Genomic DNA, 16,882 nt, shown 5'->3' with positions numbered 1-16,882 from the left:
GATGACCTCTATCGTGATCAGTGGCTCAGGCCTCTATACCCCACCCTTTGCCGTCAGCAATGAAGAGCTGGTGGCCGCCTTCAACCAGTATGTGGATCTCTACAACGAGGAGAACGCCTCCGCCATCGATGCCGGCCAGCTTCCCGCCAAGCAGCACTCCAGCTGCGAGTTCATCGAGAAAGCCTCCGGCATCAAGAGTCGTTATCTGGTGAGCCGAGAGGGAGTGCTCAACCCCGACATCATGCAGCCGCTGCTGGCGGAGCGGCCCGATGAGATGCCCTCCATCATGGTGGAGATGGCGGTGGCTGCCGCCGAGCAGGCGCTGATCGCCGCCGGCCGCGAGCCGGGCGAGATCGATTTGGTGATCGTGGCCGCCTCCAACATGCCACGCCCCTATCCGGCACTGGCCATCGAGCTGCAACACTATCTGGGGGCGAGCGGCATGGCCTTTGATATGAACGTGGCCTGCTCGTCTGCCACCTTCGGCATCAAGACAGCCGCCGACATGCTGGCGGCAGGCACCGCCAAACTGGCGCTGGTAGTCAATCCGGAGATCTGCTCGGGGCACCTCAATTTTCGGGATAGAGATAGTCACTTTATCTTCGGCGATGCCTGCACCGCAGTGCTGCTGGAGCGGGAGGCCGATTGCAAGGCGGCCAATCCGTGGCAACTGGTGGCCAGCAAGCTGGTGACCCAATACTCCAACAACATCCGCAACAACTTCGGCTTTTTGAACCGGCTGAGCCCGCGCACCCGCTACGGCGACGACAAGCTGTTTCGCCAGCAGGGGCGCAAGGTGTTCAAGGAGGTATTGCCGCTGGTGTGCGACCAGATTGCCAACCAGCTCGATGAGCAGGGCTGGCCCGCTGGGAGCCTGAGCCGGCTCTGGCTCCATCAGGCCAACCTCACCATGAACCAGTTCATCGGTCGCAAGCTACTGGGTCACGATGCCAGCCAGCAGGAGGCGCCGGTCATTCTTGATAGCTATGGTAATACCAGCTCGGCGGGTTCCATCATCGCGTTTCATCTGTACAATCGCGACCTTCCTGCGGGGGCTCACGGCGTACTGTGCTCATTTGGCGCTGGCTACTCCATCGGTAGCTTGCTGCTGCGACGCCTGTAATGGCGGGCCTCCCGCCGACATAACAATAACCAGCAACATGGGTGGGAATATGCAGAGGATCACGGGGCGCTGCGCCCTGCACTACGGGGTAACCCTGTCACTATTTTGTCTCTATGGCTGGCAGGTTTGCCCGTTTCTCGAGAGTCTCACCCTGCCCCAGTTGCTGGGGCCGACCCTGGTGACGTTCGCCATCATGTTTGCCGTGCGCAATTGGCTGCTCTCAAGGCGGCCCCTGCCGCGCAACGGGCTGGACGGGTTTGGACTGGAGGTGGGTTTCTACCTGCTGGGGGCACTGCTGCTGTCGGGCTACAACGCCCTGGCCCACGACTTCCCGCTGGAAAGTCACCTCAAGGTGCTGCTGGGGATGACCACCCTCGGCTTTCTGGTGGCGGCCGATCTGACCCTGGAGCGGAATTGGAATCGGGCCAGAACACGGCAAGCCGAGCAGAGCCTGGCACTGAGCCACCCGCTGGCCATGCCGCTGCCACGCAAGTTCACCCTCTTTACCCTGGCGACCCTCACCCTGCTGGGAGGCGTCTTCTTCTTGCTGTTCAACAAGGATCTGGAGTGGCTGGTGACTGTGGGGCGCAGCCTGCCGAGGGTCGATGCCCAGCACTACATCCTGTGGGAGATCGCCTTCGTGATGACGGTGACCTTCTGTTATCTCGCCCTCATTATTCACGGTTATGGTCGTAATCTCGGCCTATCCCTGCGCCAGCAGACCCGCACCATGGCCAGAGTACAGTGTGGTGACTTCGACGCCCGGGTGCCGGTCACCCGGGATGACGAGTTTGGCCTTATCGCCGCCAGCACCAATCAGATGATCGGCGAGCTGAAATCCCGCAGCGACGAGCTCAACCTGACCCGCGATGTGGCCATCCTTGGCCTCGCCTCGCTGGCGGAGACCCGGGACAACGAGACCGGCGCCCATATCATTCGCACCCAGCACTACGTCAAGGCGCTGGCGCAATACCTCAGTCGCAGCGATTGGGATCGCTATCCGCTCGATGACGCCACCATCGACCTGCTGTTCAAGTCGGCCCCGCTGCACGATGTGGGCAAGGTGGGCATTCCCGATGCCATCCTGCTCAAACCGGGCAAGCTGACCGACGAGGAGTTCGCCATCATGAAGCGCCACCCGCAGATCGGCGCCGATGCGCTGGCGAGCGCCGAGGCGCAGCTGGGCTCCAACTCCTTCCTGCGGCTGGCCCGGGAGATCTCCCTCACCCACCACGAGAAGTGGGATGGCAGCGGCTATCCCGCAGGGCTGGCGGGTGAGGCGATTCCCCTCTCCGGGCGCTTGATGGCGGTAGCGGATGTCTACGATGCCCTCATCTCGAAGCGGGTCTACAAACCTGCTTTCAGCCACGAGGAAGCGAAGGAGATCATCGTGAAGGGGAGCGGCAGCCATTTTGATCCCGGCATTGTCGCGGCGTTTCTCGCCTGTGAGGCGCAGTTCAGGGAGATTGCCGCGCAGTTTCAGGATCACCACTGAGCAAGTACATCCCGACCAGCTTGCCCTGATGGCTGACAGGGCAACCAGCGTCATAAATTGTACACAAACAGGTCTGGCCATTGCCGGTTCAGCGCCATGCTGACGGCATTTGCCACGCCGCGCCTATATTGATATTTCCCTTTATTTACAGCTGTTTTTTGTCATTTTGTGATCCGGATTCGTGCCAATGACGCAACCGGGATCACAAGATGGCAGGAAAAGGCCGCAATTTGCCCTTCGGCGCCAATGATGGCTTCCAATGAAAGCGAGGTTTGCTATCATCCGGAGACATTTTTCATCTGTCGCCGGCTACAAAAGAATACCCTCATGTACACACAGTTCTTCGGCCTCTCGGAACACCCGTTTTCCATCTCGCCCAATCCCAAGTACCTCTATATGAGCGAGCGCCACGGCGAAGCCCTTGCTCATCTCAACTATGGATTGCAGGATGGCGGCGGCTTTGTGCTGCTGACCGGCGAAGTGGGCACCGGCAAAACCACCGTCTCCCGCTGCCTGCTGCAACAGCTCCCCGCCGAGACCGAGATCGCCTATATCCTCAACCCCTCTCTGACCGAACGGGATCTACTGGCCGCCATCTGCGACGAGTTTCAACTCCCCTATCCCGAAGATGCCGGGATCAAGCGGCTGTTCGACCTTATTCGCGATCACCTGCTGGCCAACCTGGCGGCAGGCAAGCGCAGCGTGGTACTGGTGGATGAGGCGCAGCACCTGCTGCCCGGCGTACTGGAGCAGCTGCGTCTGCTCACCAACCTCGAAACCGACGAACGAAAACTGCTGCAAGTGGTGCTGATCGGTCAGCCCGAGCTGCAACAGATGCTGCGCCAACCCCTGCTGCGCCAGCTGGCCCAGCGCATTACCGCCCGCTATCACCTGCTGCCGCTCTCTCACAGCGATGTGGATGCCTACGTCCGCTTCCGGCTGCAAGTTGCAGGCTGCGTACAACCCATCTTTACCCCGCGCGCCATCAAGACGCTCCATCGCCTGAGTGGCGGCATCCCCCGTTTCATCAACCTCATCTGCGACCGCGCCCTGATCGCCGCTTTCGCCCGTGGCAGCTACAAGATTGTCCACAGCGATATCAACCAGGCCGCCTTCGAGGTCAATGGCGTTCGGGACGAAGGGAGCTGGGCCTCCGGTCTGATGGTGACGCTGGCAGGCGCCCTGCTGGTGGCCGCAGGCTGGTGGGGCTGGCAATTTTTCGGCGTGTTCCCTACCCGTCCGGTAGTCAAGGTCGAGGTGCCGGTCACCATCGACGAGACTGCCGAGCAGCAGGAGCAGCTGACCGAGGCGATCAATCAGGCCATCGACCCCGACAGCGCCATGCAGAATCTCTATCGGGTCTGGGGTTATGAACCGGAACCGTTCGAAGCAACCTGCGATAACGCGCCCCGTGCCGGTCTGCGCTGTCAGGAGGGAGAGGCAAGCCTTGACGAGCTGCGCGCCCTGCAGTACCCAGCCATGATCACGCTCACTGACCAGACTGGCGGCCTCTACTACGCGACTCTGGTCAATCTGGGGCCGAACAAGGCCAGCCTGATGATCGGTGACCAAAGCTGGCAGGTGGATCGCCAGTGGCTCAGCGACAACTGGGGCGGCAGCTACACCCTGCTCTGGCGCATGCCGAAAGGGGGCGTCAGCCTGATCGCCAGCAATGCCGGTCAGACCCAGATCCAGTGGCTCGACAACGCCCTCAGCCGTGCGCTGCAACAACCCGAGCGCAAGGTGCGCCGTTTCGATGGCGAGCTCAAGAACAAGCTGCAGCAGTTCCAGCGGGATCAGGGGCTCACCCCTGATGGCATCGCGGGCAGCAACACCCTGCTGCGTCTCAACGCCCTCTCCGGTGAACCCATGCCCAGACTGGAGGAGGCCTCCTGATGTCTACCCTGCTCAAGGCGCTGCGCCGTGCGCAGCAACCGCAACTCTCCGCCCATATTCCAGCCATGGGCTTGCCCATGCCCCGGGAAGAGGAGCGCAGCCCACGCCGCATCGGCTGGCTGCTGGCCCCCCTGGCCCTGTTGCTGGGGGCGGGCGCCAACTATGGCTGGCATCTGCTCCACCTGCGCCCCATCGAGGAGAAAGTGGAGGTGAAAGAGGTGATCACTCCGCCCTTCGTGCGGGTCGAACCCAAGGCAATGGTGACCCGTCCACTGCCCCCGCCCCTGCCGGAGCCGGTGGCCCAACCCAGAGCAGTGGCCAAAAACGAAGGGACCAGTCAGGGGAATACCCCCGCGCTGAGTCTGGCCGAGCAGCTGATGAAAGCCCTCAATGAAACCCCATTGCAGGAGACGCCACACGCCGCCAGCCAGAACGTGCAACCAGCCCAATTGATGGCGCTGGGCTCGGCGCCCCAATCGGTACGCCAGCAGGTGCCGCAATTGAGCTACGGCTCTCATGTGTTCTCCTCCAACCCCGCCAAGCGGGCTGTGGTGCTCAATGGCCGGGAATACCGGGAGGGGAGCGAAATCGCCCCGGGGGTCGTGCTCGCTACCATCGACCAGCAATACATAGTGCTGCAGGTCGCCGGACAGAGCGTTACCCTCAAGGCGCTGCAGGATTGGCGAGGATGAGTACGCACCGTACCCTGATGTTTGCTGGCAAGCAGGATGCACCTCACCTGAGTGACACTTTTGTGAGCATTCAAAGGTTTACGGTGTGATGAAATATCCATTTTTACGGTTTGGCGCGCCCGGACCCGTTGTGTCGCAGCCACTGGCCGTACACAATACGCAGCCGCCCCAGAGCCTGGAATTTGTTGATTAATATGACGCTACGATTCAGGGATGACATCTTGACCATGCTGCTGGCCCAGTGCCGGCGGCTTCCCATGACCAGAGTCACCCAGGTGGCCTTTCTGGCGCTGCTGATCATGCTGGCCCAGCAGAGCGCCGCCCTCACCTGGCGTCTGCTCACCCTGGCAAGCCCGCAAACCAGCCAACCGTGGCAACCCTCCGCCGTGGCGGTCAACGGCCAGAACAACCCGCGCCTTGAACTGGGCGAGGTGAGCCGACTGGCGCTGTTTGGCAAGGCGATCCCCAAGGCGCAAGCCAAAGCCGCCGTGGCCGCCAATGCGCCGCGTACCCAGCTCAATGCCCAGCTCAACGGGGTGTTGGCCAGCTCGGATCCCGCCAAATCGATCGCCATCATCGCCATGTCCGGCATCCAGAACTCCTACGGGGTCGGTGACATGATTGACGGCACCCAGGCGCGGATCCGGCAGGTCTATCCAGATCGGGTGATCATCGAGCGGGATGGCCGCGACGAGACCCTGATGCTGGATGGCGAGGAGTATGGCAAGCCGCTGCCGCAGACCAACTCCGCCCCCCTTGGCTCCCTGCGCAGCGAGCTGATGGCCGATCCGGGCAAGATCACCGATTACCTCAATATTTCACCGGTTCAGGTGGATGGCCGCATGACCGGCTATCGCCTCAACCCGGGCAGCAATCCTGAGTTTTTCAACCAGAGCGGGCTGCAGGCCAATGACCTGGCCATCAGCATCAACGGGCTGGATTTACGGGACAACATGCAAGCCATGCAGGCGATGCAGCAGATGGCTGGCGCAACGGAAATGACAGTGACCGTCGAGCGACAGGGCGAACAGTTCGACATCTATGTGCGCTTGTCAGAATAATGATTTGGAGTCGTACCAATAATGACCACTAAAGGGAAAAGCTGGCGTCTGGCCACTATCGCAGCGGCACTGATGATGGCGGGCTCAGCCTGGGCCACCGAATACTCTGCCAGTTTCAAGAACGCCGACATTGAAGAGTTCATCAATACGGTGGGCAAGAACCTCAATAAAACCATCATCATAGAGCCCTCGGTGCGCGGCAAGATCAACGTGCGCAGCTACGACCTGCTCAATGAGGAGCAGTACTACCAGTTCTTCCTGAGCGTGCTCGACGTCTACGGCTTTGCCGTGGTGCCGATGGACAACGGGGTGCTCAAGGTGCTGCGCTCGCGGGATGCCAAGACCTCCGCCATTCCGGTGGTGGATGGCAGCAACCCGGGCATGGGCGATGAGATGGTGACTAGAGTCGTGCCGGTGCGCAACGTCTCGGTCCGTGAACTGGCGCCGCTGCTGCGCCAGCTCAACGACAACGCCGGTGGTGGCAACGTGGTGCACTACGAGCCCTCCAACGTGCTGCTGATCACCGGCCGCGCCGCCGTGGTCAATCGTCTGGTAGAGGTGGTGAACCGGGTCGACCGCGCAGGCGATCAGGATGTGGACATCATCAAGCTCAAGTTTGCCTCGGCGGGGGAAATGGTGCGGCTGGTAACCAACCTCAACAAGGATGGCAACCCGCAGGGCGGCACCGCCTCCCTGCTGCTCTCCCCCAAGGTGGTGGCCGACGAGCGCACCAACTCTGTGGTAGTGAGTGGTGAGCCGAAAGCGCGCGCCCGCATCATCCAGATGGTGCGCCAGCTCGACCGCGACCTGCAGAGCCAGGGCAACACCCGGGTCTTCTACCTCAAATATGGCAAGGCCAAAGACATGGTCGAGGTGCTCAAGGGGGTCAGCTCCAGCATCGAGGCCGACAAGAAGGGCGGCGGCGCAACCACAGGTGGCGCCAGTATCGGCGGTGGCAAGCTGGCCATCTCAGCCGACGAGACCACCAATGCGCTGGTCATCACCGCCCAGCCGGACGTGATGTCCGAACTGGAGCAGGTGGTGGCCAAGCTCGATATCCGCCGCGCCCAGGTGCTGGTGGAGGCGATCATCGTCGAGATGCAGGATGGCGACGGCCTCACCCTTGGCGTCCAGTGGGGCAATGCCAACGGTGGTGGCACCCAGTTCACCAACTCCGGTCTGCCCCTCGGCAGCGCCATTGCGGCGGGCAAGGATTACCAGAATGGCAAGACCGACACCGCTGCCGGTCTGCTGAAAGAGTTCAACGGCATGGCCGCCGGTTTCTATCACGGCGACTGGGCCATGCTGGCCACGGCGCTGGCCTCCAATACCAAGAACGATATTCTCTCCACCCCGAGTATCGTCACCATGGATAACAAGGAGGCCTCCTTCAACGTCGGTCAGGAGGTCCCGGTCCAGAGCGGTTCGCAAAGCTCCACCACCAGCGATCAGGTGTTCAACACCATCGAGCGCAAGACGGTGGGCACCAAGCTGGTGGTGACCCCGCAGATCAACGAAGGGGATTCGGTGCTGCTCAATATCGAGCAGGAGGTCTCCAGTGTCGCCCAGACCCAGGCGACCGGTACTGCCAACCTTGGCCCCACTTTCGATACCCGTACCGTCAAGAATGCGGTGCTGGTCAAAAGTGGCGAAACCGTGGTGCTGGGCGGTTTGATGGACGAACAGACCAAGGAGCAGGTCTCCAAGGTGCCCTTGCTTGGCGATATCCCGGTGCTGGGCTATCTGTTCCGCTCCACCTCCAACACCACCTCCAAGCGCAACCTGATGGTCTTTATCCGGCCAACCATCTTGCGTGATGCGGACGTCTATACCGGTGTCTCCAGCAACAAATACAGCCTGTTCCGCGCCGAGCAGCTCAATGCCGCCTCGCAGGAGGGGTATCTCACCTCCCCCGCCCGTCAGGTATTGCCTGCCTATGGCCAGGATGTGATGGTGTCGCCCGAGCTGCAAAAAGAGATCCAGAAGCAGATCAACGAGATGCGGAGCAGACAGCAAAGCACTGTCGAGACCACCACCCCGTTTGTGCAGAGTAAGCCCTGATGAGTGCCTACCATCTGGATGGAAGCATCGGGCCTGCGCCACTGCCCGAGCTCCCTTTTGTCTTTGCCCGCAATTTCGGGGTGATCCTGATTGAGCGTGACGGCGCCCCCGTGCTGCAGTGCCGCCCTGGCGTCACCCCGCAGGCCCTGCTGGAGGTGCGGCGGGTAGCGGGTTGCAGCTTCGCGGTGGAGCAGCTCGACAACGAGACCTTCGAAGAGCTGCTGATGGCTCACTACCAGCGAGACTCCTCCGAGGCACGCCAGCTGATGGAAGATCTCGGCAACGAGATGGACTTCTTCGCCCTGGCCGAAGAGCTGCCCCAGAGCGAAGATCTGCTGGATGCCGATGACGACGCCCCCATCATTCGCCTCATCAACGCCATGTTGAGCGAGGCGATCAAGGAGGAGGCCTCCGATATCCATATCGAGACCTTCGAGCGGGCACTGGTCATTCGTTTTCGCATCGACGGGGTGCTGCGGGAGATCCTGCGCCCCCATCGCAAGCTGGCCTCGCTATTGGTCTCGCGGATCAAGGTGATGTCGCGGATGGATATCGCCGAGAAGCGGGTACCGCAAGATGGCCGGATCTCGTTGCGTATCGGCGGCCGCGCCGTCGACGTGCGGGTCTCCACCATGCCGTCCAGCTACGGCGAGCGGGTGGTATTGCGTCTGCTCGACAAAAACAACGTGCGCCTCGAGCTCAAGCAGCTGGGGATGACCGCGGCCAACCGCACCATCATCAGCGAGCTTATTCGCAAGCCCCACGGCATTATTCTGGTCACCGGCCCGACCGGTTCCGGTAAATCCACCACCCTCTATGCGGCGTTGTCTGAAATCAACTCGCGGGATCGCAACATCCTGACGGTGGAAGACCCCATCGAATATGACCTCGAAGGGGTAGGCCAGACCCAGGTCAACACCAAGGTGGATATGACCTTCGCCCGCGGCCTGCGCGCCATCTTGCGTCAGGATCCGGATGTGGTGATGGTGGGGGAAATTCGTGACCTCGAGACCGCCCAGATTGCGGTGCAGGCCTCCCTCACCGGTCACCTGGTGATGTCGACCCTGCACACCAACACCGCCATCGGCGCCATCACCCGGATGCGGGACATGGGGATCGAGCCCTTCCTGCTCTCCTCGTCGCTCTTGGCTGTGCTGGCCCAGCGACTGGTGCGCACCCTCTGCCCCGATTGCCGTGCCCCGCGACCCATCACCGAGCAGGAGCGCCTCGCCATGGGCATCGAGCTGGCCCCCGACCAGCAGGTGTGGCGTCCGGTCGGATGCGAGCTGTGCAACCACACCGGCTACCGTGGCCGGACCGGCATCCACGAGCTGGTGGTGATCGACGAAGCGGTGCGAGAAGCCATTCACAGCGCCAGCGGCGAGCTCGCCATCGAGCGACTGATCCGCGGCCACACCCCCAGCATCCGTCGTGACGGCATCGACAAGGTCCTCAAGGGGCAGACCAGCCTCGAAGAGGTGCTACGCGTGACCCGGGAAGATTGAGATGGCGGCATTCGAATACAAGGCCCTCGACGGCAAGGGGTGCAGCAAGAGCGGTGTGATGGAGGGGGATTCCGCCCGTCAGGTTCGCCAACTGCTGCGCGAGCAGGGGCTCACCCCGCTCGAGGTAAACGAAACCACCGAGAAAGCGAAACGGGAGGCGACCCGCTTCGCCCTGTTTCGTCGTGGCGCCTCCACTGCTGAGCTGGCCCTGATCACCCGCCAGCTGGCGACTCTGGTGGGGGCCGGTCTCACCATTGAAGAGGCGCTCAAGGCGGTGGCCGAGCAGTGCGAAAAAGCTCACCTGCGCAGTCTGGTGGCGACCGTGCGCAGCAAGGTGGTGGAAGGTTATTCGCTGGCCGACTCGCTGGGGGCCTTTCCCCATGTGTTCGACCAGCTGTTTCGCTCCATGGTGGCGGCCGGTGAAAAGTCGGGTCATCTGGAGAAGGTGCTCAACCGCCTCGCCGATTACACCGAACAGCGCCAGCACATGCGCACCAAGCTGCTGCAGGCGATGATCTACCCCATCGTGCTCACCTGCGTCGCCATCGGGGTTATCTCGATCCTACTTACCGCCGTGGTACCCAAGGTGGTGGCCCAGTTTGAACACATGGGTCAACAGTTGCCGGGCACCACCCGCTTTCTCATCGGCACCAGCGAGTTGATGCAGGCCTACGGCCTCTGGTTCCTGCTGCTGATCTTTCTTGGCAGCTTTGTCTGGCGCTGGTGGCTCACCGATGAAAAGCGCCGCCGACGCTGGCATCAGGTGCTGCTCGGCCTGCCGGTGATTGGCCGGGTCAGTCGCGGTCTCAACACCGCCCGCTTCGCCCGCACTTTAAGCATCCTCAATGCCAGTGCGGTGCCGCTGCTGGAGGGGATGAAAATCTCCGGCGAAGTGCTCTCCAACGACTTTGCCAGAATGCGCATTCTTGAGGCCGCCGAACGGGTGCGCGAGGGGACCAGTCTGCGCAAGTCGCTGACCGAGACCAAGATTTTCCCGCCCATGATGCTGCACATGATCGCCTCCGGCGAGCAGAGCGGCGAACTCGACAGCATGCTGGAGCGGGCGGCAGACAACCAGGATCGGGAGTTTGAATCCCAGGTCAATATCGCCCTCGGGGTGTTCGAACCCATGCTGGTGGTCTCCATGGCCGGGGTGGTGCTGTTTATCGTGATGTCGATCCTGCAGCCGATCCTCGAGCTCAACAATATGGTGAATATGTAAGTTTCCGGCGTTCGATAGCCCCGCTGGCGGCCCGTCGAACCCACCCAGTGATCACTCTCTGATGGGCTATCCCATCTCATTCGTTACGGAGCAACTCATGAACAAACGTCGTCAATCCGGTTTTACCCTGCTGGAAGTCATGGTGGTCATCGTGATCCTCGGCATTCTGGCCAGTCTGGTGGTGCCCAACCTGATGGGCAACAAGGAGAAAGCTGACCAGCAGAAAGCGGTCTCCGATATCGTGGCGCTGGAAAACGCCCTCGACATGTACAAGCTGGACAACAACCGCTACCCGACCACAGAACAGGGTCTGGATGCGCTGGTGACCAAGCCTTCTATCGATCCGGCGCCGCGCAGCTACCGCGATGGCGGCTACATCAAGCGCCTGCCGCAAGATCCCTGGGGCAACCCGTACCAGCTGCTGAGCCCGGGCCAGTTCGGCAAGATCGACATCTTCTCCATGGGTCTGGATGGCGAAGCCGGTACCGATGACGACATCGGCAACTGGAACCTGAAGGATTTCCAATAAGTGATATGTCGCCACCGCACTCCTTGTGAGCTGACTGCATGAAGCGCTCTCTCTCCTTTCATCGCCAATCCGGCTTTACTCTGCTGGAAGTGTTGCTGGTCGCCATGCTGATGGGGCTGGTGGCCACCGCCGTCACCCTCAGCATGGGAGGCGCCAGAGGGGATAGGGAGCTGGACAAGCAGGCGCGTCGCCTGATGGCGACCTTGCAGCTGGCGCAGGAGTATGCGGTGATGGATGGTCGGCTGGTGGGCATTCGCATCGAGGATAGCGGCTGGCAGTTTATGCAGCGTCAGGCCAAGGATCGCAAGTGGCTGGCCCTGACTGGCGACAAGCAACTGGGGCCGGTGCAACTGGCCGAGAACATGACGCTGGCGCTGGAGCTGGAAGGCTTTGGCTGGCAGCCGGACTCCGACGAGAAAACCGAACAGAAGCGCGACGAGAAGGAGCGCACGCCACAACTGCTTATTTTCCCGGGCGGCGAGCTGAGCCCGTTCGTGCTCACCTTCACCCAGCAGGATGACGATGCCCGCTACACCCGCATCGTCAAGGGGGACGAGTTCGGCCGCCTCACCCTGCTCACCGGCGATGAAGATGAAGAGGTGAGCGAATGAACGCCCGCGGTATGACACTACTCGAAGTCATGGTCGCACTGGCCGTCTTTGCCATCGCGGGTCTCGCGGTAATGAAAACCGCCAGCGAACACCTTTCGGCCCTCAACTATCTGGAGCAGAAGACACTCGCCACCTGGGTGGTGGAGAACCAGTTGGTGCAACAGAAGCTCGAGAACAAGTGGCCCGGCGACAGCTGGGTGGAAGGGGATGAGCAGATGGCGGGCAGCACCTGGTACTGGCGCTATCGCGGCGTCGCCACCGCCGACAACAACTTCCGGGCGCTCGATATGGAAGTGCGCACCGAGGCCAAGGCCGAGAACCCGGTCGCCATGATGCGGACCTATATCAGCCGATGACCCAGCACGTTGCCCGCACGCCTCGCCCCGTCCGTCACGCCGGTTTCACCCTGCTCGAAATGCTGGTGGCGATCGCCATCTTCGCCACTCTCAGCATGGGTGCCTATCAGGTGCTGCAGGGGGTGCTCACCAGCGACGAGGCAGCCAAGCGCAAGGAGGCCCGCCTCAACGAATTGCAGCTCGCCTTCACCCTGCTGGAGCGAGACATCACCCAGATGGTGCCGCGCAGCGGTCGCATCGAGGGGGAGAACAACAAGGTGCTGCTGGCGGCCTCCCGTTTCGGCCAGCAGAGCGATGACTGGGGTATGGCCTTTATGCGCAGCGGCTGGCTCAACCCGGACGGCATGCTGCCTCGCTCCCATCTGCAACGGGTCGGCTGGCGTCTCAAGGATCAGAAGCTGGAGCGCCTGAGCTACCTCTATCCGGATCCGGTGATCGGCACCGAGCCGCGCATCCAGCCGGTGCTGGCGGGAGTCACGGCGTTTCGCCTCTACTTCTTCGACAAGGGCAACTGGAAAGAGGAGTGGACCCAGCGCAGCGTACTGCCCCACGGGCTGGCAGTGGAGCTGGATCTGGAAGATTACGGCACCATTCGCCGTCAATTCCTGATTGGCGCCGGCGGCCAGCGCGCCGAAGAGAACAGCCAGAGCAGCAACCCCGACCAAGGTGGCAACAACAACAACAACAACAACAACAACAACGGGAACAACGGCGGCAACGGCAATACCAATGGCGGTAATGGTGACAGCCAGAACGGAGGGGGCGCCAATGCGGGCTAATCTCGCCGCCCCCGATCGCCAGCGCGGCATGGCGCTGCTGGTGGTGCTGCTGATCCTCTCGGTGATGGTGATCATCGCCAGCAATATGAGCGGCCGCCTGCAGCTTGAGCTGCGCCGCACCGCCAACATCACCACCGGCAAACAGGCGTGGTGGTATGCCCTCTCGGCGGAAGCGCTGGTGAGCAAGGTGCTGACGCAGGATTTCAAGGACAATCCCGAGGTGGTCAACCTCAGCCAGAACTGGGCCCGCAAGAACACTGTATTTCCGGTGGACGATGGCCAGCTCAAGGGCGAGGTGACCGACCTGCAATCCTGCTTCAACCTCAACAGCCTGAGCGTGGCCTCCAAGGCGGGGACCGGCGAGGAGCTGGCTCAGCAGCCCTATCCGGTGCAGGTGTTTCGCGAACTGCTCAAGCAGCTGGCGATGGATGATTATGAGGCGGCCCAGCTCACCGATGCCATCCGTGACTGGACTGACAAGGATACGGTGCTGGTCTCCAGCCTTGGTGCAGAGGACGCTTATTACGAGGGGCTCAAGCCACCCTATCTGACCGCCAACCAGTGGATGCTGGGCAAGGATGAGCTGAGGGCGGTGCGCGGGGTGACTGCCAGGGTCTATGCCAAACTGGCCCCCTACGTCTGCACCCTGCCCAACGACAAGTTGAAGATCAATATCAATACCCTTGCCCCCCAGCGCCCCGAGCTGCTGGTCGCCCTCTATCTGGGTACTATCGGGCTGGATGACGCCAAGCGGGTGCTGAACGAGCGGCCACAGAAGGGGTGGAAAGAGAGCAAGCTGATGACAGACATGCTCGCTCCGGTCGATTCGGTGAAAGGGCTGAAAGAGGCGCTGGTGGTCAAGAGCGACTTCTTCGAAGCCCGAGTCGTGGCCGAGGTCGGCGACAACCGGGCCTGGCTCGAAACCCTGTTCCAGCGGGGCAAGGACAATAAACTGGTGATGCTGCGCCGCCTCAGTAGCGGCGCCGAATAAACAGCGCACCTGCAGGCCATCGCCCGCGGGTACGAGAGATGTTGGATGCAGCCTGCGGGCTGCGCACCGGTTGCCAGGGCGCACAACGCCCTTTGCAAACCGGTATCGCAGGAGAGAGATGCGTGAGCGAAAGTCTGGTCATCCGACTGGGGACCAATAAACAACAACCCGTGGCCTGGCTGGTCTGGTCCGGTCAGGAGCAGGAGATCATCGCCTCCGGCACCCTGCCCTCGGCCGATGCCCTGGGCGAGCTGCAGGAGCGGGCCGGTGGCCGCCCCGTGGTCACCCTGGTGCCGGGCAGCGATCTGATCTTCCGGCGCGTCACCCTGCCGGGTCGCTACAACCGCCAGTCGGCAGCGGCCCTCCCCTACCTGCTGGAGGAGCAGATCGCCTCCGATGTGGACGAGCTCCATCTGGTGGTGCTGGCCCACGAGGGCCAGCAGGTGGATCTGATGGCGGTGGATCGGCAGAAGATGGCCGAGTGGCTCGGCTGGCTCGATGCCGCTGGCCTCAAAAGCCTGCAACTGCTGCCCGATGTGCTGGCGCTGCCACAGGCCGCTGATGGCTGGTCAGCCCTGCAACTCGGCAGCGAGTGGCTGGTACGCCAGGGCCCCTGTCAGGGGATCGTCGCCGACGAGCCGCTGCTGGCCATCTTGCTGGCGACTGAAGCGGAGCCGGTCACCATCCACAGCCACACCCCGGTGCCCGCCATTGCCGCCGCCAACTGGCAGGCGGCGGAGCCCGAACTCCCCATGCTGCTGCTGGCCAAGGGGGCCCTCACCTGCCGCGCCAACCTGCTGACCGGCCCCTATCGACCCCAGACCGAATATGCCCGCTACTGGTTGCAGTGGCGCAAGGTAGTCATCACCGCGGGTCTGTTGCTGCTGGTGGCCCTCGGCCAGCGCGGGGTACAGCTCTATCAGCTCACCGAGCAGGACAAAGCGCTGAAAGCGGAGATCCGCGCCGTCTATACCCGCATCTTCCCGGGTGAGAGCCGCATCGTGAACGTACGCAGCCAGATGAACCAGCATCTGCAACAGATGGGACAAGCCCCGCAAAACGGCGTGCTGCTGATGCTCACCGAGCTGGCCCCCACCTTTGCCGAAGTACCCGGTCTGAAACCACAGGTGATGCGCTTTGATGCCAGTCGCCGCGAGCTGCGGCTGCAGGTGACCGCCCCCGGCTTTGCCGAGATCGAGCGGTTCCGCGAGCTGGCCGGCAAGCAATTCGAGGTACAGCAAGGCGAGGTGCGCACCACCGAGGGCAAGGTAGAGGGCGCACTGGTGCTCAAGGGTAAATCATCATGATGGAAAAATTGCAGGGCTGGTGGCACGGCATCACAGCACGGGAACAGCGGCTGGTGGTCGCAGGCGGCGTTCTGCTGCTGGTCGGTCTCTTCTACTGGAGCGTCTGGCAGCCCATCGCCAACCGCATCGCGGAGCGGGAGCGGCAGGTGCAGAACCAGCAGCAGACCCTCGCCTGGCTCAAGGAGAAGGGGGAAGAGGTGCTGGCCATGCAGGGTGGATCGGGTCGCCAGATCGACACCAGCGGCACCCTGGAAGGGGTGGTCAACCGCACCGCCTTCAACCACAAGATCAAGATTGCCCGGCTGCAACCCCAGGCGCAGGAGCTGCAAGTGTGGATCGACACGGTCCAGTTCGATGACTTGCTGCTCTGGCTCTCCACGCTGGTGGAGCAGCACGGCATTCAGGTTCAAATCATCGAGATCGCCCGCGAGGATCTGGCCCCGGGTCTGGTCAAGGTCAGACGTTTGCAGTTGAGTCGTCCACAATGAAAAAACGCATCCTGATTGCCAGCCTGTTTCTGGCCGCCTATCTGCTCTTCCTGCTGGCCACCCTGCCCGCGGCACTGGTAGCTCGCCATCTGCCGCTGCCTGCCAACATTGCCAACCTGCTGAAACTGGAAGGGGTGAGCGGCACCCTCTGGAACGGCCAGATTGCCCGGCTGCAATATGCCAGCGAATCGGTGAACCAGCTGCGTTGGGATCTCAACGGCTGGTCGCTGCTGCGCTTCGCCCCCGAAGTGGCCATACGCTTTGGCGATCGCAACGGGCTGAACGGTCAGGGCGTTGTCGGCTGGAATGGCGCCGCCTTCGGCCACGACCTGACCCTCAATGCCCCCGCCCCCTGGTTGCTGAGCCGTGTGCCGATGCGCCTGCCGATCCCGCTCACCGTCAGCGGCCAGCTGCAACTCAAGGTGGAGCAATTTGCCCAGGGAACCCCCTGGTGTGACAACCTCTACGGCAACCTCGACTGGTACAATGCCAGCGCCGATACCCCGGCGGGCAAGCTGGATCTGGCCGACCCCGAGGTGAAACTCACCTGCCTCGACTCCAAACTGGTGGCCGAACTCAAGCAGGGCTCCGATGCGGTGCAGACCAGCGGTCGCCTCGAGCTGCAACCCAATGGCCAATACCTGTTCCAGGGCACCCTGAAACCGGGCCCGGCACTGCCACCGCAGATGCAGCAAGGGCTCCCCTTCCTCGGCCAGCCCGACAGTCAGGGCCGCTTCCCCCTGCGCTATCAGGGGCGGATCTAAGC

The 16,882-nt window shown here is 62.3% G+C and carries 15 protein-coding genes and 1 pseudogene; all 16 read left to right on the top strand.

All coding sequences use genetic code 11. From position 1 onward, the window contains the following. Position 1 precedes the first annotated feature (1 nt). The 16 genes and pseudogenes from AB5Y86_RS09530 (at position 2) to exeN (ending at position 16,880) form a co-directional block, all read left to right on the top strand. A complete protein-coding gene (locus AB5Y86_RS09530; protein WP_368192735.1) occupies positions 2-1,123 on the top strand; it encodes a beta-ketoacyl-ACP synthase III in 1,122 nt (373 codons plus the stop codon). Between the two features lie 49 nt (positions 1,124-1,172). Next, complete coding sequence (locus AB5Y86_RS09525) at positions 1,173-2,618, top strand: HD domain-containing phosphohydrolase (protein ID WP_368192732.1); 1,446 nt, start codon at positions 1,173-1,175, stop codon at positions 2,616-2,618. A 327-nt stretch (positions 2,619-2,945) separates the two neighbouring features. After that, positions 2,946-4,514 (top strand): ExeA family protein, encoded by a 1,569-nt coding sequence (locus AB5Y86_RS09520; RefSeq protein ID WP_368192730.1) that lies wholly within the window; start codon positions 2,946-2,948, stop codon positions 4,512-4,514. Further along, positions 4,514-5,206: a GspB family T2SS assembly factor variant ExeB gene (exeB, locus tag AB5Y86_RS09515; protein WP_201944647.1), complete on the top strand. Its 693-nt coding sequence runs from the start codon at positions 4,514-4,516 to the stop codon at positions 5,204-5,206. Before AB5Y86_RS09520 ends, exeB begins: the two co-directional genes overlap by 1 nt. Before the next feature lie 227 nt (positions 5,207-5,433). Next, on the top strand, positions 5,434-6,267 hold the full coding sequence (exeC, locus tag AB5Y86_RS09510) for a GspC family type II secretion system variant ExeC (RefSeq protein WP_279487300.1): 834 nt from the start codon (positions 5,434-5,436) through the stop codon (positions 6,265-6,267). A 21-nt stretch (positions 6,268-6,288) separates the two neighbouring features. Next, positions 6,289-8,328, top strand: a complete 2,040-nt coding sequence (gene exeD, locus AB5Y86_RS09505) for a GspD family T2SS secretin variant ExeD (protein WP_064338465.1) — start codon at positions 6,289-6,291, stop codon at positions 8,326-8,328. Further along, entirely contained in the window at positions 8,328-9,833 is a 1,506-nt protein-coding gene (gene exeE / locus AB5Y86_RS09500) for a GspE family T2SS ATPase variant ExeE (protein ID WP_335874514.1), read from the top strand. The genes exeD and exeE overlap by 1 nt, the downstream gene beginning before the upstream one ends. Before the next feature lies 1 nt (position 9,834). Next, positions 9,835-11,055 carry a GspF family T2SS innner membrane protein variant ExeF gene (gene exeF, locus AB5Y86_RS09495; protein ID WP_368192727.1) on the top strand — a complete coding sequence of 407 codons (1,221 nt, stop codon included), beginning with the start codon at positions 9,835-9,837 and terminating at the stop codon, positions 11,053-11,055. Between the two features lie 97 nt (positions 11,056-11,152). After that, positions 11,153-11,584, top strand: coding sequence for a GspG family T2SS major pseudopilin variant ExeG (exeG, locus tag AB5Y86_RS09490; protein ID WP_005338297.1), 432 nt, complete (start codon positions 11,153-11,155; stop codon positions 11,582-11,584). A 38-nt stretch (positions 11,585-11,622) separates the two neighbouring features. Continuing rightward, positions 11,623-12,195, top strand: coding sequence for a GspH family T2SS minor pseudopilin variant ExeH (gene exeH, locus AB5Y86_RS09485; protein WP_335820317.1), 573 nt, complete (start codon positions 11,623-11,625; stop codon positions 12,193-12,195). Beyond that, positions 12,192-12,551 carry a GspI family T2SS minor pseudopilin variant ExeI gene (gene exeI / locus AB5Y86_RS09480; RefSeq protein WP_005338301.1) on the top strand — a complete coding sequence of 120 codons (360 nt, stop codon included), beginning with the start codon at positions 12,192-12,194 and terminating at the stop codon, positions 12,549-12,551. The genes exeH and exeI overlap by 4 nt, the downstream gene beginning before the upstream one ends. Further along, positions 12,548-13,195 (top strand): annotated as a pseudogene (gene gspJ / locus AB5Y86_RS09475) (type II secretion system minor pseudopilin GspJ); the annotation flags it as partial. The gene exeI and the pseudogene gspJ, both read left to right, overlap by 4 nt. Positions 13,196-13,319: 124 nt before the next feature. Next, positions 13,320-14,321 (top strand): GspK family T2SS minor pseudopilin variant ExeK, encoded by a 1,002-nt coding sequence (exeK, locus tag AB5Y86_RS09470; protein ID WP_368192725.1) that lies wholly within the window; start codon positions 13,320-13,322, stop codon positions 14,319-14,321. Between the two features lie 122 nt (positions 14,322-14,443). Next, entirely contained in the window at positions 14,444-15,628 is a 1,185-nt protein-coding gene (gene exeL / locus AB5Y86_RS09465) for a GspL family type II secretion system protein ExeL (protein WP_368192723.1), read from the top strand. Continuing rightward, positions 15,625-16,116: a GspM family type II secretion system protein ExeM gene (exeM, locus tag AB5Y86_RS09460; protein ID WP_069526321.1), complete on the top strand. Its 492-nt coding sequence runs from the start codon at positions 15,625-15,627 to the stop codon at positions 16,114-16,116. Before exeL ends, exeM begins: the two co-directional genes overlap by 4 nt. After that, positions 16,113-16,880 (top strand): GspN family type II secretion system protein ExeN, encoded by a 768-nt coding sequence (exeN, locus tag AB5Y86_RS09455; protein WP_368192721.1) that lies wholly within the window; start codon positions 16,113-16,115, stop codon positions 16,878-16,880. The genes exeM and exeN overlap by 4 nt, the downstream gene beginning before the upstream one ends. Positions 16,881-16,882 lie beyond the last annotated feature (2 nt).

Origin of the sequence: Aeromonas sp. s8 (genome assembly GCF_040907785.1) — a bacterium.
GTDB classification, from domain to species: Bacteria; Pseudomonadota; Gammaproteobacteria; order Enterobacterales; family Aeromonadaceae; genus Aeromonas; species Aeromonas veronii.
This window is presented reverse-complemented; position numbering and strand designations above follow the sequence as displayed.

Coding starts and splice junctions, on each gene's coding strand:
- AB5Y86_RS09530 (WP_368192735.1), top strand. CDS start 2: ATGACCTCTATCGTGATCAGTGGCTCAGGCCTCTATACCCCACCCTTT.
- AB5Y86_RS09525 (WP_368192732.1), top strand. CDS start 1,173: ATGCAGAGGATCACGGGGCGCTGCGCCCTGCACTACGGGGTAACCCTG.
- AB5Y86_RS09520 (WP_368192730.1), top strand. CDS start 2,946: ATGTACACACAGTTCTTCGGCCTCTCGGAACACCCGTTTTCCATCTCG.
- exeB (WP_201944647.1), top strand. CDS start 4,514: ATGTCTACCCTGCTCAAGGCGCTGCGCCGTGCGCAGCAACCGCAACTC.
- exeC (WP_279487300.1), top strand. CDS start 5,434: ATGCTGCTGGCCCAGTGCCGGCGGCTTCCCATGACCAGAGTCACCCAG.
- exeD (WP_064338465.1), top strand. CDS start 6,289: ATGACCACTAAAGGGAAAAGCTGGCGTCTGGCCACTATCGCAGCGGCA.
- exeE (WP_335874514.1), top strand. CDS start 8,328: ATGAGTGCCTACCATCTGGATGGAAGCATCGGGCCTGCGCCACTGCCC.
- exeF (WP_368192727.1), top strand. CDS start 9,835: ATGGCGGCATTCGAATACAAGGCCCTCGACGGCAAGGGGTGCAGCAAG.
- exeG (WP_005338297.1), top strand. CDS start 11,153: ATGAACAAACGTCGTCAATCCGGTTTTACCCTGCTGGAAGTCATGGTG.
- exeH (WP_335820317.1), top strand. CDS start 11,623: ATGAAGCGCTCTCTCTCCTTTCATCGCCAATCCGGCTTTACTCTGCTG.
- exeI (WP_005338301.1), top strand. CDS start 12,192: ATGAACGCCCGCGGTATGACACTACTCGAAGTCATGGTCGCACTGGCC.
- exeK (WP_368192725.1), top strand. CDS start 13,320: ATGCGGGCTAATCTCGCCGCCCCCGATCGCCAGCGCGGCATGGCGCTG.
- exeM (WP_069526321.1), top strand. CDS start 15,625: ATGATGGAAAAATTGCAGGGCTGGTGGCACGGCATCACAGCACGGGAA.
- exeN (WP_368192721.1), top strand. CDS start 16,113: ATGAAAAAACGCATCCTGATTGCCAGCCTGTTTCTGGCCGCCTATCTG.